Source organism: Macrococcus equipercicus (genome assembly GCF_004359525.2).
Classification (GTDB): Bacteria; Bacillota; Bacilli; order Staphylococcales; family Staphylococcaceae; genus Macrococcus; species Macrococcus equipercicus.
Window position 1 is genome coordinate 52,018 of the sequence record NZ_SCWC02000008.1, and the last position, 15,042, is coordinate 67,059.

Sequence of the window (15,042 nt, forward strand, 5' to 3'; positions counted from 1 at the left end):
GTCATATGACACCGTCCATTCTTTATTATTCAGTGCCTGTCGCTGATAAGTTCACATTGACGTTGCCGTGCAGCGCTTTTGAGTAAGGGCAGTGCTTATGAGCAATCTTGATGAATTTCTCTGCATCGGCCTGTGATAGTCCTTTAATATCTGCTGCTAAATCAATATCGAGCTTGAAGCTGTTTTTGTCATCTGGGTCTTCAATTAAGCGGACTGTTGCTTTGACCTGACTTGATTCATAATCTTTATGAGCTGCTTTCAGTACGAGTTCAAGCGCACTGTTGAAACATGTGCTGTAACCCGCTGCGAATAATTGTTCCGGATTCGTTTCAGTCGTCGCTGTACCACCCATTTCCTTTGGTTTGTCGACCTTGACTTTTAAGTTGCCGTCTTCTGTATAGGCTTCACCTGCACGGCCGCCGGTATTAATCGCGCTCGTTTCATAAATAGTCTTCATAGTCATCGCTCCTTATAGTTTAAATCTACAATTATAGTTCCACTGAACGTAGCTGTTGAAACATATAACGGGTAAAGTATATGATAAACTGATAGAGGTGAGAGCGATGAATGTTGTGATTTATGATGGTGACTGCGGGTTCTGTCAGTACTGGATCCGCTGGCTGCTGAAACATGACAGCAATGAACGGCTGTTGTTTGCTGATCAGTACTCGGCGTTCTTTCAGAGCCTGCCCGTGCGCACGGCTGACAGCGTCATGCTGATTGCCGGCCGGCACAGTTATACGAAATCAGATGCCGTGATCGAAATTCTGGCCGCAATCGGCTGCAGAAAACTTGCCTTTGCCGGCCGGCTTGTACCAAAAGTGTTAAGAGATGCACTTTATGAAATCATCGCTAAATACCGCCACCGGCTCGCACCAAAGTCATGCGAAATAATGCCGGATGCGTATAAAAAACGGTTTATTGGGTAAAGAGGATAAGAACATAACGACTGAAAAACTAACTAAAAGCGAGGGAATTACATATGGAAAAGTGGCTGAGACTAGGATTTGGCATTGGAGCAGGTATTTATATCACGAAAGACGTCATGGGCTATGTGAGAAAATTAGAAAGTCGCGAGCAGGTGACTGAACAGCTGAATCAGCTGCAGAAATACAGCGGTCTTGCGACAGTGTTCTTAACGACGACGACCGCACTACTGAAAAATCATTCTGATAAAAATAAAAAAGGCAGTGCAGAAGTCAGTGCAGTCGCGGATGAGACAGTGACAACTGACGGGCATGTACCGAAAGAGTCTGTCAGTGATTCTGTGAAATCGATTCTTGATACCGGGATTGTCTCAGCGTTTGTGACGGACCAGCAGAAAGTAGACCGCATTAAAGATGTCGTTGATGAAGCGGCAAAAGTAGAGAAATTTCTGCGCGGCTGGTTGAAATAAGTATATGCCGGCATGGACTGCAGGCTCGAGAGATAAGAGGTGATAGTATGGCAGGTGAACATAACCATGCCCATACGGCAAATAAAAAGGCACTGTTACTGAGCTTTATTGTTATTACCGCCTATATGATTGTTGAAGCAGTCGGCGGGTTTATGACGAATAGTCTTGCACTGCTGTCAGATGCGGGACATATGCTGTCTGATGCTATATCGCTCGGTGTAGGATTGATGGCACTCGTTTATGGTACGAAGTCAGCAAATTATACGAAGACATATGGCTATAAGCGATTTGAAATATTAGCTGCTGTAGTCAATGGCGTTGCATTGATCGGTATATCACTATACATATTAGTAGAAGCGGTCGGCCGTTTCCAGCATCCACCGGCAGTGGCATCAAGGGGCATGCTGATCATCGCTGTCATCGGTCTCCTCGTCAATATCTTTGTCGCGTGGCTGTTGATGCGCGGTGATACGCATGAGAACTTGAACATCCGCGCAGCTTTCCTGCATGTCATCGGGGACCTGCTTGGTTCTGTCGGTGCGATTATCGCAGCACTGCTCATTATGTTCTTTAATCTTGGTATCGCTGATCCGATTGCCAGTATCATCGTTGCCTTACTAGTGCTCGTCAGCGGCTTCAGAGTGACGCGTGACGCTGTCCATATTTTGATGGAGGGGACACCTGCTAACGTCGATATCGATGAAGTCATCAGCACGATTAATGAGGTTGACGGTGTAATAGATTTACATGATCTGCATATATGGAGCATTACGAGCGGACAGAATGCACTGAGCTGCCATGTTGTCGTTGATGGCGGGATGACTGTCCAGGAAAGTCAAATGATCCAGGAAGAGATCAGTCATCGACTGGAGCACAAGAATATCGGCCATACGACTATCCAAGTGGAATGCACGACGACGCAGCACGCAGCATCGATTATCTGCACCCATCAGGAACAGGCGCACAGCCATCATCATTAAAGAAAGCACCTTATTTAGCGATAAGGTGCTTTACTGTATCAAATTGTTGGACGCCGAACGGAAAGACACCGTTTGTAATATTGTTTTTCAGTTCCTGTAATGACACAACAGCGAAATTAGTCAGCTGAATAGGATAGTGGTATTTTCTGCTGTTCTTTAAATACATCTCATGATTTTTCAGGAACCAGAGACCTTCGCTTGTTTTGACATAATCCATATCGATATCAATATAAGTGATATTGCCGTTCTCATTTTTACATGGCGTGGAGATGTTGCAGAACATGCTGAGCGGTTTCATGTCATCATCGATGCAGATAGACACGGTGTAGCCGTGATATTTTGAGAAGAAATGCAGACTGGCATGTTCTGATATGTACGTCTGTTCGTTGATGAAATGCTTAAGTTCATTGAATTTCGGGCAGTAAACCAGCCAGTAATGAGAAGTTTCATCCAGTAGTTTGCCTTTGTATTCAACGTGAGGATTGTTAGGGTATTTATATGATTTGATTAATATAGTATCTTCCATGTGATCACTCCTTTGAGTTCTCGAGAATGATAAATAGGGCAGTGCTTTAATTTGAAAGCGTTTAACTTTTTCGCCTATTGTCTTATTGTATAAGATAACTTAAAACTTCGCACATATTTTTAGGGAAAATATTTTATCTGGAGTAAATTTATGACGAAAGCATGACTATTTTGGTTAATATGCCTATATAGCATGAAGTTGAAGTAAATTATTTTTCATGAAAGAAGGACAAGAAATGAAGCATGGACTTTACAGCATAGGCACTGCGGTCTTCCTGTTGCTGCTGAATGTGCTATGGGACGCTCTATTTCATACGCAGCTGACCAAACTACTGTTGAATGTCGATTTCATGATTGATTATAGGGAGAGGAAGCCGTCATTCGCTGAAGAAGCTGCTTATCATATGATAACCGGAGTTATTATTTACATGCTGCTGTTAGTCATTGCCCGGAAATATGGGAGGTTCTATAAAGCGGCGCTCATCATCAGCCTAATTTTCACTTGTGCGCTCTACTTTATATTGACAGCACTTGCTGTAAGGCCGTTATCTCCATTGTCTGTTATTGGTGCTGCAGGCTGGTTTCTCTCACATGTATGCTATTTTCTAGTCGTCGCCCGGCTGCAGTCCTCAACAATCTCTCAATAGTATTGTAATATTACAGACTGCTAAAACATAGTATGATAGGAGTAATCATTGCTTCAGGAGGAACGTATGAACCGGTTAATAGAAATTTTTATGGTGGCGTTAAAGCTCGGCTTGACGTCATTCGGCGGGCCGACCGCACATTTAGGCTATTTCAGGAATGAATATGTAGAAAGGCGGCAATGGCTGAGCGATAAGATGTATCAGGATCTGGTCGCCCTCTGCCAGTTTCTGCCGGGGCCTGCCAGCAGTCAAGTAGGGATGGCCATCGGCATGATGCGCGGTGGAATCATCGGCGGGATACTTGCTTTTCTCGGTTTCACGCTGCCGTCAGTACTGCTGTTAATTGCGGCGGTCTATCTCATTCATACATTTTCAGTGTCACTTGACTGGATCCAAGGGTTAAAACTAGTCGCTGTCGCAGTCGTGCTGCATGCACTGCTCGGCATGGGCAGAACGAGCATGACGTCTAGCGCAGCAGTTATTATTGCCGCAGCAGCGCTTTTCGTCAGCCTGCTGCTGCCGACTGCGTTCACCCAGATTGGCATTATCATTATCTCAGGCGTTAGCGGTATTATACTGTTTAAAGCGGCAGGAGATGATCAATCAGACCGCTTCTTAGTACCGGTTTCGAAAAGAACGGGAATAGTTAGTCTTATAGTTCTGCTGACAATATTGCTGGTGCTGCCGCTTGTCACCAGCTTAGTGGATAATGACTGGCTGCACATGTTCGATAAGTTTTACCGCTCAGGGCTGCTTGTGTTCGGCGGCGGTCATGTTGTACTGCCGCTGCTTGAACGGGAATTTGTACCCGGAATGATGACGGCGGATGATTTTATCGCGGGATACGGCTTTGCGCAGGCGGTGCCCGGCCCGTTGTTTACATTCGCCTCCTACTTAGGAGCTGTTATCAAAGGGCTGCTCGGCGGCCTGTTTGCAATGTTCGCCATCTTTCTGCCGGCATTCCTGCTCATACTCGGCTGTCTGCCGTTCTGGGAGCAGATGCGCAAAAATACAGTGATGCGCCGTGCATTGAAGGGGATTAATGCCGGCGTGCTGGGTATACTGGCAGCAGCATGGATCACACCGATCATCACGCATACCATTACAGCGCCGCTTGATGTTTTAGTCGCAGCACTGCTCTTTATCATGCTGCACTACTTCAAAATTGCACCGTGGCTGATCGTTGTAACAGGAATCATTATCGGGTTAATCGTCTACAGGTAACGAGTATTGAGACTTAATAAGGAGGTCATCATATGACAGAGCAGTTAAGGATTGTCGACATGAATCGTAATTATAAAGGCGTGATGGACCGGGATGAAGTGCACCGGACAGGAGAATGGCACGAAACATTTCAGTGCCTGCTCTTCGATGAGAACTTCGTGTATTTCCAGCGGCGTGCTGAAGATAAGAAAGACTTCCCGGACATGCTTGATATTTCAGTCGGCGGCCATCTCACAAGCGACGAAACGATACAGGATGCTTACCGTGAGATTAAAGAAGAACTTGGCATTCAACCGGAGACCAGCCGGTTGAAGCTGGCGGAAATCATCAAGGCTGAAATAGATATCGAAGGAATTGACCGTTATATCGACCGCGAGTTTGCCCATGTCCATACGTATCATGTGACAGACGACGAACTGCAGCAGATTAATTTTGAAGACCAGGAAGTATGTGACTTGATCAGCTTCGAGAAACACTTAATTGTGCAGTTCTTCAATATGGAACTGGATGAATTAGAAGGTATCAGCGTCATGACCGGCGACGAGACATTAGTTCGGATGGAAGACTTTGTCCCGCATGCAGCTGACTACTACAAAAAAATAGCAGCAATCATAAAAGCGGCGTAAGCTGATTTTATTTATGAATTTTTCTGAAAATATAGTAATTATCTGAATATTCATTATATAATAGGGTGGGAGGGATTATATGAAACAGCTGATAGTTGAAAGCCTGCGTCTGCTTATTGTTCTCATTTCTTTTATAATTATTGCGCCGTTCACTCAACTGTTTACAGTCGAGGGCTTAAATGTCCAGCATTATATAGTGAGTCTCGCGCATTTGGCCGGAAATCTGATTCATATTTATGACTTTCACTTCCAGATTGCGGGTGGATTCATTGAGAGGAAGCTCTTTCCTTTCATCATTCAGCCGTGGTTGAACACGATGAAGATATTTATACTCGCGCTGATCATCGCTATTGTTCTCAGTTTTTTAATGATTGCCATCGCCAAACGAGTGAAATGGTTGAACTGGCTGATGACGAGAATTGTTAGAGTACTTGGTTACCTGCCGGATATTTTCATTATGCCGATTGTTATCTTATTAGTCATCCTTACTTATAAACACACAGGTCTATTGGTTATTGATGTTGCCTCAACTGTCGATAAAGACATTATACTGCTGCCGGCTGTGCTGCTGTCGATCGTTCCCTTTGTTCAGTTCTACAAAATTCTCGATCAGGCTATCGAAGAGGAACGCAGTGAAAGTTATGTCATGACGGCTAAAGGGAAAGGCTTATCAGAGACTGAAATTCTTATTAAGCATATTATGCCTAATATCGCTTCTATTTATTATATTAACTTCAGACAAGTAGTATGGATGACATTATCCAGTCTGTTTGTCATGGAGATTCTATTCGGAATTTTTGGAGCGACGTCTTTTCTTTATACTTATCATCAGCCTGAAATTATACTGACAGTGCTTATCCTTATGTTCATCCCGCTTTATATGATGTTCATAGGCTTGAAATTCTTTATTGAAAGATTCACTGGAGTATCGTTATGAAGAAGCACATGAAACTGCTGCTGTCTCTTGTTTTTATCGTTATTCCTTTTGCGATTAGTGTTATCTACTTCGATGTATTGAACAGACAAGTGCCGCAGACCTTTTATTTGAAGACGGCGGCTGGTGACATCAAAGCTGGAAGCCCGATTGCACCGGGCAGAGATGTTTGGTTTGGCACAGATGCTGATGGTTATCATATATTTTTTGAAGCGCTGGCCGGTCTGCGTATCACGCTACTATTTGTGATTGGTATTGCACTTTTTTGTTTTTTGCTGGCTCTTATTGCCGGTGCGTGGCTGAGTTTTAAGAAAGGAAGTTTTGACTTCGTGACTGATGCAGTCTTAACATCCTATTACTTTATTCCCCAGGCAATTATTGCTTATATTCTGCTTGAGCCGGTAGTCGTCGAGACACTGGATGGTTTTGTGTACAGTAGAACTACACGCGTAATTTATACAACAGTCGTGCTGGCACTTGTGCTGCTGCCGACAACGTTAATCGTGATTCGAGATGAAATCAGGCAACTGTTGAAACGCGATTTCATTGATTCAGCTGTTGTCCTCGGCGCAGGGAAGATAAGACTACTGTGGCATCATGTATTACCGAATATTAAATCACGGCTGCTGATTATCTTTACGCGGCTGGTTTATCAATCTATTATGGTCATGGCTCACATTTCATTTTTAGCGATATTTTTTGGCGGGACGGACGTCTGCTTTGGACCGGGTTGTCCTTCTCCACCGACAAAACCAGCTGTCAGAGAGCTGTCCTCTCTGCTCGGCTATCATATGAGAGAGTTATATAGTTCATGGTGGACATTTGTTGTTCCGCTCTGTTTTGTTGTTATGCTGCTGCTTGCATTCCAGCTGCTGAGTGAAGCACTGGAAAATTCTGAAGAAAACAGGTGAATTTATGACACGTTTCAGCTGGGCAGATGCACATCCTTTGCTGACCGAATATTACGACACGGAATGGGGGAGGCCGGTCTTTGATGACTGGCTGTTATTTGAGCTGCTGATTCTAGAAGGATTTCAGGCCGGTTTGTCATGGCTGACGGTGCTGAAGAAAAGAAAAACGATGCAAATTGCATTTAGCGGGTTTGAGGTCGCTGAAATAGTGAAATATGATGATAATACACTTAATACGATTCTGGACATACCGGATATGATTAAGCACCGGGCAAAAGTTGAAAGCGTCGTGACCAATGCGCGGGCCTTTCAGAAAGTGCAGCAGGAATTCGGCTCTTTCTCAGACTATATATGGGCGTTTGTAGACGAGCCTGTCGTCCGCTATTACGAACGGGAAGCAGATGTCCCGGTGAAGGATGAACTCTCTGAAGCGGTGAGCAGGGACCTGAAAAAGCGCGGCTTCAAGTTTATCGGCCCGGTCGTCAGTTATTCATACTTAAGTGCTATTGGTATGATTCAGGATCGATTACGATAAAAAGGATGATGACGATGAAATACCCTGAAATGAAGCCGGATTATGTGATCGGTGTGACACCGGTCTCAAACGGCATTTACCGCGAGACAGAAACATTGTTTAAAAATACATTTGCACGGATGGAAGAGCGTGGTTTCAAGATTAAGAAGAAAGCGGAGATATGGGGGCAGGAGAATGCGCGGGCCTGTTCCGGTGAAGAACGGGCTGAAGGTTTGATAGCGATGATGAACGACGATGAAGTAGACATCATCATGCCGCCGTGGGGTGGTCATCTTGCGGTGGAGATGCTGGAACATCTTGATTTCAGCAAGCTGAAGCCCAAATGGCTGACCGGCTACTCAGATATTTCAACCGTCATGCTGCCGATTACGCTGAAGACAGGCATTGCGACAGCCCATATGGCGAATATCGTCGACCTGCGCGGTGAAGCGATGGATGAAGTGACGGCGAAGTGGCTGCAAGTATTAAATACGAAATCCGGCGACTCGGTCGAGCAGGTGTCATCCAAACTATATCAGGAAGAATGGGATCATGAAAATCCGACGTCCATCGTCTTTAAGCTGTCTGAACAGACGGAATGGAAAGGCTTCGATGCAGCAGGTGAGAAAGTGTCAGGCATGCATATGGAGGGAAGAATGCTCGGCGGCTGTATCGACTGCTTCCGCCATCTCATCGGTACGGAATACGGTGATATTGAAGCATTCAGGAAGAATCATACTAATAATGAATCCATTGTATGGTATATCGATGACAGCGAGCTCGACACAGTCGATTTCAAACGGTCACTTGTCCAGATGATGTATGCCGGCTGGTTTAAAGACTGCGCCGGTATCATCTTCAGCCGGGTCGGCAAACCGAAAATAAAAGAGAGCTATCAGTATGAAGACGTTTACCGGGAGATGGCGACAACGTTAAATGTTCCTGTGCTTTACGATGTGGATTTCGGCCATAAGCCGCCGCAGATGACGATCATTAACGGGGCGTATGGTATGATAGACATGGAACAAGGGAAGGGACATTTTACACAGCGTTTTATTTAGCGTCAGGGGGTTACAGATGTGGATAATACCGAACTGTTTACTAATAAAGCAGAAATATACGAACTGGGCAGACCGTCTTATCCAGATGCGCTGCTTGCCTTTATGAAAGACCGGTTTATAATCACTGAACAGACGGTTATCGCGGATATCGGAGCGGGCACCGGGAAGTTCACGGAGAAGCTGCTCGACCTCGGCTGTCATGTCATTGCGATTGAACCGAACCAGGCGATGGCCAATGAACTGAGAGATGGTCTGATGTGCGGTCAGCTGTCCATCAGCGAGCGCCCTGCGGAGCACACAGAGCTTGACGACAACAGCGTCGATATGATTACGGCGGCTCAGTCGTTCCATTGGTTTGAAGTACATCACTTCAAAAAAGAATGTCAGCGTATTTTAGCAGGCAATGGTCCGGTCTGTCTCATCTGGAACTCGCGTATAGAAGAAGCACCAATCAATAAGAAGACGCATGCTGTGTTCAAGCAGCATTGCCCGGATTTCAAGGGATTCAGCGGGGGTGAAGACAGCGGAGAAGGAGTCATCAGCGATTTCTTTGAAGGTGACTTTGAACTGTTTGAATTTGACTATCCGCTTGATTACACGCTGAAGAAATTTGTCGGCCGCTGCGTCTCGGCAAGCTATTCTTTAGAGCCTTCCCACGAGAATTATCCGGCTTTCGAGCAGGCACTCACTAAGATGTTTCATGAGTTTGCTGAAGACGGAAAAGTGAAGGTGCCGAATGTGACCCGCTGCTATTACGGCTATATTTAATCATAATATTTATAGCTTTCTGAAAAAAAGCAATTGACGGAATTTTCACTATGCTGTAAGATTCTATCTATCAACCAATTAAATAACTTATCAAGAGTGACTGAGGGATAGGCCCGATGAAGTCCAGCAACCTGCCGACACGGACAAGGTGCCAAATCCTACAGTACGCATGTACTGAAAGATAAGTAGAGATACTAAAGGCGACGTTTTTCTGTGAGACAGGGAAAACGTCTTTTTTTGTTGCAAAAAAATAGATGAGGTGAAGAAATGAGTCAGTTTGAAGAGTATTTTCTAATGGATGAGGAAGCGGTCAAAGCTTATGTGCGCCATAAAACCGAATTTTTCGGTAGCGACGAGCTCATTGCGACGGAAATCGGTGACGGTAATTTGAACTACGTCTTCCGTGTTGAAGACAGTAAAGGGCAGTCCGTCATCGTCAAACATTCCGGCCGTACAGCGCGTATTTCGGATGAATTTGTACTGTCGACCGACCGCACGATACGCGAAGGGAAGCTGCTGGAAGTTCACGGTTCATTCGTGCCGGATTTAACGCCGACCGTCTATTTAGTAGACGAGACGATGAAATGCGTCATTATGGAGGACTTAGCCGACCATAAAATACTGCGCAGTGCGCTGAACACCGGCGATTCATTTCCGAACCTCGGGGAAGACTTAGGACGCTACCTTGCAGAGACATTGATTAATACATCAGACTTTGTCCTTCACCCGAAAGAAAAGAAAGCACTGCAGCAGGAGATGATCAACCCGGAACTATGCGAAATATCAGAAGACCTCGTCTATACAGAGCCGTTCTATGATAACAATCACCGTAACGAAGTGTCCGAGACGCTTGCGCCGTTTGTTCAGTCATTGCTGTACGACGACGAAGAACTGAAAGTCGCAGTGGCGCAGGCGAAGCTGAAGTTTATGAACAAAGCAGAAGCGCTGATCCACGGCGACCTGCATACAGGGTCAGTGTTTGTAAATCGCGACAGCACAAAAGTCATCGATCCGGAGTTCGGCTTCTTCGGGCCGGCGGGTTATGATGTCGGCAATGTCATTGCGCACCTCTTCTTCGCCTATGCACATGCCGAAGCACAGCATGATTTAACGCAGGCGCATTATATCGAGACAGTCATCAATGAAGTGCAGGCCTATTTCAAAAGTCGTGCGCTCAAACTTCTGAAAGATAAAACGCGTGACGTCTCACTGAAGCAGGAGAAAGTGTTTGCAAGTTACATAAGAGAAATAGAACGGGATGCACACGTCATCGCAGGCCTGGAAATCATCAGACGCATCGTCGGTCTCGCAAAAGTCAGTGACATCACATCACTTTCTGCTGACGTCCGTCTGCAGAAAGAAGTGCAGCTGCTGAAGTTCGCGAAATTTTTAGTGCAGTATCCAGAAGAAGCGAGAGTCTATCCATCGCTCTTCTCCATTTATAACGATTATGAGGTGCAGGTCGCATGAACATCAATGCATTAAGCTACAACGACGGCGTGCTGACTTTGCTCGATCAGACGAAGCTGCCGCATGCGACAGTGTACCGTGATTACACGGATTACGAAACGATTGCCCGGGCAATAGAAGAGATGATTGTCCGCGGTGCACCCGCTATCGGTATGACAGCTGCATACGGTGCTGTCATTGGAGCGCGTCAGTTTACAGGTGACGCGCACTTTACGGACTATATGGAGAATGTCATTGACCGCCTCTGGCATACACGACCGACCGCCGTGAATTTAATGTGGGCATTGAACCGGCTGAAGCCGCTCGTGAGGGACAATCCGGCAGAAACGATTCAGCGTCTGGAGCAGGCGGCCCACGACATTTTTAAAGAAGATGCGGAGATTAACCGCCGCATCGGTGAACATCTGCTTGAAGTGCTGCATGACGGCGTGACCCTGCTCACACACTGCAATCCTGGTGCACTGGCGACTGCCGCATACGGTACAGCGACAGCACCGATGTATCTCGCACATGAGCGCGGCTGGAACATTAAAGTTTACTCTGACGAGACAAGGCCAAGACTGCAGGGCGCGCTCACTGCCTACGAACTCAGTCAGGCGGGCATCGATGTGACAACCATCACGGACTCCACAGCTGCGACACTCATGCAGCAGGGGAAGATTGATGCAGTCATTGTCGGCTGTGACCGCATTGCGGCTAACGGTGATACAGTGAACAAAATCGGCACGATGCCGCTGGCCATCTGTGCGAACTACTACAATGTGCCGTTTTACGTCGCTGCGCCGACCCCGTCATTTGATATTTCTCTCGCTGACGGCAGTCGTATCCCGATTGAAGAACGGCAGAGCGTAGAAGTGACCACGCTCAATGAGCAGGCACTCAGCATCCCTGACGTTCCCGTCTATAATCCGGCCTTTGACATCACACCGCATAAATTGATCACCGGCATTGCGACAGAACATGGCATTATCAAAGCAAATAAAGAAGCGATCATTCAGCTATTTGAGAAGAAGGAGATTACGACATGACCATCAACGCAACTTACCACATCAGGCAGCCTGAATCGAAGATTGACGCAGTCGCTGAGAAGCTGGCGATCGGACTGACAGTGGGCAGCTGGACGGATTTGACGGCTGAAGACCGTGACCATCTGGAACGGTTCAAAGGTCAGGTCATCGAGAAGAAAGTACTGGAAGAAAATTTACTGGAAGTCGTTATCGGCTATCCGGAATCCAATGTCACTCCGGACTTTTCTTCTATTATAACGACAGTGTTCGGCAAGCTGTCACTGGACGGTGAAGTGAAGCTGATAGACCTTGAATTTGCAGCTGATTATTATCGTCATTTCAAAGGGCCGGCATTTGGAATTGAAGGCATTAGAGAATTACTCGGGGTAGCCGGCCGGCCGCTTGTGATGAGTATATTTAAAGGAATCATCGGCCGGGACAAAGTGTTCTTTGAGGAGCAGCTGCGTGCTCAGGCACTTGGTGGTGTCAATCTGATTAAAGACGATGAAATTTTGTATGACGTGCCTGAACTGCCGTTTGAAGAGCGCATTCAAATTGCAAACCGTGTACTTGATGAAGTGGAGCAGGAGACCGGCAGGAAAGTTATTTATGCCGTGAACTTATCAGGACCAGTGTTCGACCTGCCGGAAAAAGCAAGGCGCGGGGTTGAACTCGGCGCACGGGCATTTTTGTTCAATGTGCACAGCTACGGTCTTGATGTACTGAAAGGTTTGAGGGCACTTGAGCTCGGCGTGCCGCTTATGGCGCATCCGGCGTTCAGCGGTGCGATTGCCGGCAGTCCGGATTACGGTCTGAGTTATCCGCTGATACTCGCGAAACTGACGCGTCTTGCTGGTGCGGATTTAGTGCTTTTTCCGGCACCGTTCGGCTCGGTGACTTTATCTGAGGAGACAGCCGGAGCGATTGTTGCTGAATGTGTGAAGACGCTGCCGATTAGCGCGGCATTTCCTGTACCGTCTGCCGGCATTCATCCGGGACTCGTCAATAAGCTGATTGATAGCTACGGAGTGGATCAAGTCATCAATGCGGGCGGCGGCGTTCATGGTCATCCGGAAGGTGCCGCGGCTGGTGGCCGGGCATTTACTGAAGCGATTGACTTGTATTACGGCGGTACAACGGGCAGTGCCTACGAGCAGGCGGTGACATTATGGGGTTCATAATCTGCTGTGACTTTGACGGCACCGTGACGACAAAAGATACAATCGTCTCTATTATGAAGCGCTTTGTCCCTGACGAAAGCGCACCGATCATCAGACAGATTCTTGCAGATGATATCTCTGTTCAAGAAGGAGTTACTAGACTGTTTGCCCTCATTCCTACGGCACTGAAAGAAGATATCATTGACTATGCCGTCAATGAAATTCCGGTCCGTCAAGGATTTCAGGAGCTGCTGGATTTTGCTCGGGCTGAAGATATTCCGTTCTATATTGTCAGCGGGGGCATGCACTTCTTCATCGATCCGATACTCAGCCGCTTCCGCGGTGTGACAGAAGTATTTGCGAATGACGTCGATATGTCAGGCGATTATATGGCGGTCAACTGGAGTCATCCATGCGACGAGGCATGTGACAGTCAAGCATGCGGGACATGCAAGCCGTCGATACTGCGCGCGGTGAATCATGAGGCGAGTGACGTGATTGTCATCGGCGACAGTCTGACAGACCGGCTGGCGGCTCATGAAGCGGCGCTGTTATTTACGACAGACAAACTGACGGATTATGCTGAAGACCATGATTTAGCTTTCTATCCGTTTGAGACATTTGATGATATAACGATTCAATTAAAGGAGGTGATGAAGTGATTATCGGCAGTCAACCGTGGAACGAGCTTGCAGCCGTCAAACAACGGCTCGCTGACAGAGGCTGGTTCCCCGGAACAAGCGGCAATCTTGCAGTCCGCTACGATTCAGACAGTCTGCTCGTGACGACGAGCGGCATCAACAAATATGACACAACAGACGACAGCTTCGTCCATGTGACTAATAACGGCGAACCGATTGATACTTCTCTCAGACCATCGCTGGAAACATTGCTTCATCTGCAGATATTTGAGAAGACAAACGCCGGCTGTTCATTACATGTGCATACAGTCAACAACAATGTTATCTCCAGCGTTTATAAAGCGCACGGCAATATCCGCTTCAAAAACCAGGAGCTGATTAAAGCATTCGGATTGTGGGAGGAGACAGACGAACTTGTGATTCCGATCATCGATAATCCAGCCGACATTCCGACACTGGCCGCATTGTTTGAACCGCATATTCGTGGTGATAAAGGGGCCATGCTCATATGGAACCACGGCATCAACGTATGGGGGAAAGATGCCGCGGAAGCTTTCAAGCTGCTGGAAGCGGCAGAGTTTTTATTCGATTACCAACTGAAGTTAAATCAAGCCAACTACTATAACAGAGGAGTGTATTTAAATGACAACAATAAAATTACAGCAAAGTGGTAGAGAATTTTCAAATCCTGAGGAAGTTAAATCATTTTTGGAGAACAATGAAGTGATCTACGAACAGTGGGATACGACAAAGCTGCCGGAAGCATTAGTCGAGAACTATCAGCTGTCAGATGAAGACAAACAGACGATCCTTGATACATATAAAGAAGAAATTGCGGATATCAGCGAGCGCCGCGGCTATAAGGCAAGTGACGTCATCAGCTTATCATCAGCGACACCGAACATCGAGCAGCTGCTCGAGAACTTCAATCGTGAACACCATCATACGGATGATGAAGTCAGATTGATTGTCAGCGGAAACGGCGTCTTTGTCATCCAGGGCAAAGACGGTGAGTTCTTTGAAGTTCATTTAAATCCAGGAGATTTAATCTCAGTACCACCGAACATCCGTCATTACTTTACATTGGCAGACAACCGCAAAGTCGTTGCCGTCCGTATCTTTGTGGATGAAGCAGGCTGGGTGCCGGTATACGAAGAAACAGCATAATATGACAAAAG

General features: G+C 46.5%; 19 protein-coding genes and 1 riboswitch. Of the genes, 17 read left to right on the forward strand and 2 right to left on the reverse strand.

Annotation, left to right across the window (positions count from 1 at the left end):
• Positions 1–25: 25 nt before the first annotated feature.
• Positions 26–457, reverse strand: coding sequence for an organic hydroperoxide resistance protein (locus ERX35_RS09555; protein WP_149459673.1), 432 nt, complete (start codon positions 455–457; stop codon positions 26–28).
• 106 nt (positions 458–563) lie between these two features.
• On the opposite strand from ERX35_RS09555, the gene ERX35_RS09560 reads away from it, so the two are divergent.
• From ERX35_RS09560 to ERX35_RS09570, 3 genes are read left to right on the forward strand one after another with little or no spacing between them, the layout of a single operon-like run.
• The gene (locus tag ERX35_RS09560; protein ID WP_149459674.1) at positions 564–929 is read left to right on the forward strand and encodes a thiol-disulfide oxidoreductase DCC family protein; all 366 of its coding nucleotides are present in this window, start codon (positions 564–566) and stop codon (positions 927–929) included.
• Positions 930–982: 53 nt separating this feature from the next.
• Positions 983–1,396 carry a hypothetical protein gene (locus tag ERX35_RS09565; protein WP_149459675.1) on the forward strand — a complete coding sequence of 138 codons (414 nt, stop codon included), beginning with the start codon at positions 983–985 and terminating at the stop codon, positions 1,394–1,396.
• Positions 1,397–1,443: 47 nt separating this feature from the next.
• Positions 1,444–2,376: a cation diffusion facilitator family transporter gene (locus ERX35_RS09570; protein WP_149459676.1), complete on the forward strand. Its 933-nt coding sequence runs from the start codon at positions 1,444–1,446 to the stop codon at positions 2,374–2,376.
• Between the two features lie 10 nt (positions 2,377–2,386).
• Here ERX35_RS09570 and ERX35_RS09575 read toward each other — a convergent pair whose 3' ends face one another.
• A complete protein-coding gene (locus ERX35_RS09575; RefSeq protein WP_149459677.1) occupies positions 2,387–2,902 on the reverse strand; it encodes a DUF402 domain-containing protein in 516 nt (171 codons plus the stop codon).
• 217 nt (positions 2,903–3,119) lie between these two features.
• Here ERX35_RS09575 and ERX35_RS09580 point away from each other — a divergent pair, with 217 nt between their 5' ends.
• The 14 genes from ERX35_RS09580 to ERX35_RS09645 all read left to right on the forward strand — a co-directional run bounded on the left by ERX35_RS09580 (position 3,120) and on the right by ERX35_RS09645 (position 15,031).
• Complete coding sequence (locus tag ERX35_RS09580) at positions 3,120–3,548, forward strand: hypothetical protein (protein ID WP_170234608.1); 429 nt, start codon at positions 3,120–3,122, stop codon at positions 3,546–3,548.
• Between the two features lie 66 nt (positions 3,549–3,614).
• Positions 3,615–4,772 carry a chromate efflux transporter gene (gene chrA / locus ERX35_RS09585; protein ID WP_149459679.1) on the forward strand — a complete coding sequence of 386 codons (1,158 nt, stop codon included), beginning with the start codon at positions 3,615–3,617 and terminating at the stop codon, positions 4,770–4,772.
• 32 nt (positions 4,773–4,804) lie between these two features.
• The gene (locus ERX35_RS09590; protein ID WP_149459680.1) at positions 4,805–5,398 is read left to right on the forward strand and encodes an NUDIX hydrolase; all 594 of its coding nucleotides are present in this window, start codon (positions 4,805–4,807) and stop codon (positions 5,396–5,398) included.
• Positions 5,399–5,477: 79 nt separating this feature from the next.
• On the forward strand, positions 5,478–6,335 hold the full coding sequence (locus ERX35_RS09595; RefSeq protein ID WP_149459681.1) for an ABC transporter permease subunit: 858 nt from the start codon (positions 5,478–5,480) through the stop codon (positions 6,333–6,335).
• Positions 6,332–7,243, forward strand: coding sequence for an ABC transporter permease subunit (locus ERX35_RS09600; RefSeq protein WP_149459682.1), 912 nt, complete (start codon positions 6,332–6,334; stop codon positions 7,241–7,243). The genes ERX35_RS09595 and ERX35_RS09600 overlap by 4 nt, the downstream gene beginning before the upstream one ends.
• Positions 7,209–7,778 carry a DNA-3-methyladenine glycosylase I gene (locus tag ERX35_RS09605; protein WP_246143153.1) on the forward strand — a complete coding sequence of 190 codons (570 nt, stop codon included), beginning with the start codon at positions 7,209–7,211 and terminating at the stop codon, positions 7,776–7,778. Before ERX35_RS09600 ends, ERX35_RS09605 begins: the two co-directional genes overlap by 35 nt.
• 14 nt (positions 7,779–7,792) lie before the next feature.
• On the forward strand, positions 7,793–8,818 hold the full coding sequence (locus ERX35_RS09610) for a S66 family peptidase (RefSeq protein WP_149459684.1): 1,026 nt from the start codon (positions 7,793–7,795) through the stop codon (positions 8,816–8,818).
• 18 nt (positions 8,819–8,836) lie between these two features.
• Positions 8,837–9,586: a class I SAM-dependent methyltransferase gene (locus ERX35_RS09615; RefSeq protein WP_149459685.1), complete on the forward strand. Its 750-nt coding sequence runs from the start codon at positions 8,837–8,839 to the stop codon at positions 9,584–9,586.
• 84 nt (positions 9,587–9,670) lie between these two features.
• Positions 9,671–9,774: riboswitch (SAM riboswitch) on the forward strand.
• Between the two features lie 79 nt (positions 9,775–9,853).
• A complete protein-coding gene (gene mtnK, locus ERX35_RS09620) occupies positions 9,854–11,056 on the forward strand; it encodes an S-methyl-5-thioribose kinase (RefSeq protein WP_149459686.1) in 1,203 nt (400 codons plus the stop codon).
• A complete protein-coding gene (gene mtnA, locus ERX35_RS09625; RefSeq protein ID WP_149459687.1) occupies positions 11,053–12,084 on the forward strand; it encodes an S-methyl-5-thioribose-1-phosphate isomerase in 1,032 nt (343 codons plus the stop codon). Before mtnK ends, mtnA begins: the two co-directional genes overlap by 4 nt.
• A complete protein-coding gene (locus tag ERX35_RS09630; RefSeq protein WP_149459688.1) occupies positions 12,081–13,244 on the forward strand; it encodes a 2,3-diketo-5-methylthiopentyl-1-phosphate enolase in 1,164 nt (387 codons plus the stop codon). The genes mtnA and ERX35_RS09630 overlap by 4 nt, the downstream gene beginning before the upstream one ends.
• The gene (locus ERX35_RS09635) at positions 13,232–13,885 is read left to right on the forward strand and encodes an MtnX-like HAD-IB family phosphatase (RefSeq protein WP_149459689.1); all 654 of its coding nucleotides are present in this window, start codon (positions 13,232–13,234) and stop codon (positions 13,883–13,885) included. The genes ERX35_RS09630 and ERX35_RS09635 overlap by 13 nt, the downstream gene beginning before the upstream one ends.
• Entirely contained in the window at positions 13,882–14,538 is a 657-nt protein-coding gene (gene mtnB, locus ERX35_RS09640) for a methylthioribulose 1-phosphate dehydratase (RefSeq protein ID WP_149459690.1), read from the forward strand. Before ERX35_RS09635 ends, mtnB begins: the two co-directional genes overlap by 4 nt.
• Complete coding sequence (locus ERX35_RS09645) at positions 14,507–15,031, forward strand: cupin domain-containing protein (protein WP_149459691.1); 525 nt, start codon at positions 14,507–14,509, stop codon at positions 15,029–15,031. Before mtnB ends, ERX35_RS09645 begins: the two co-directional genes overlap by 32 nt.
• Positions 15,032–15,042 lie beyond the last annotated feature (11 nt).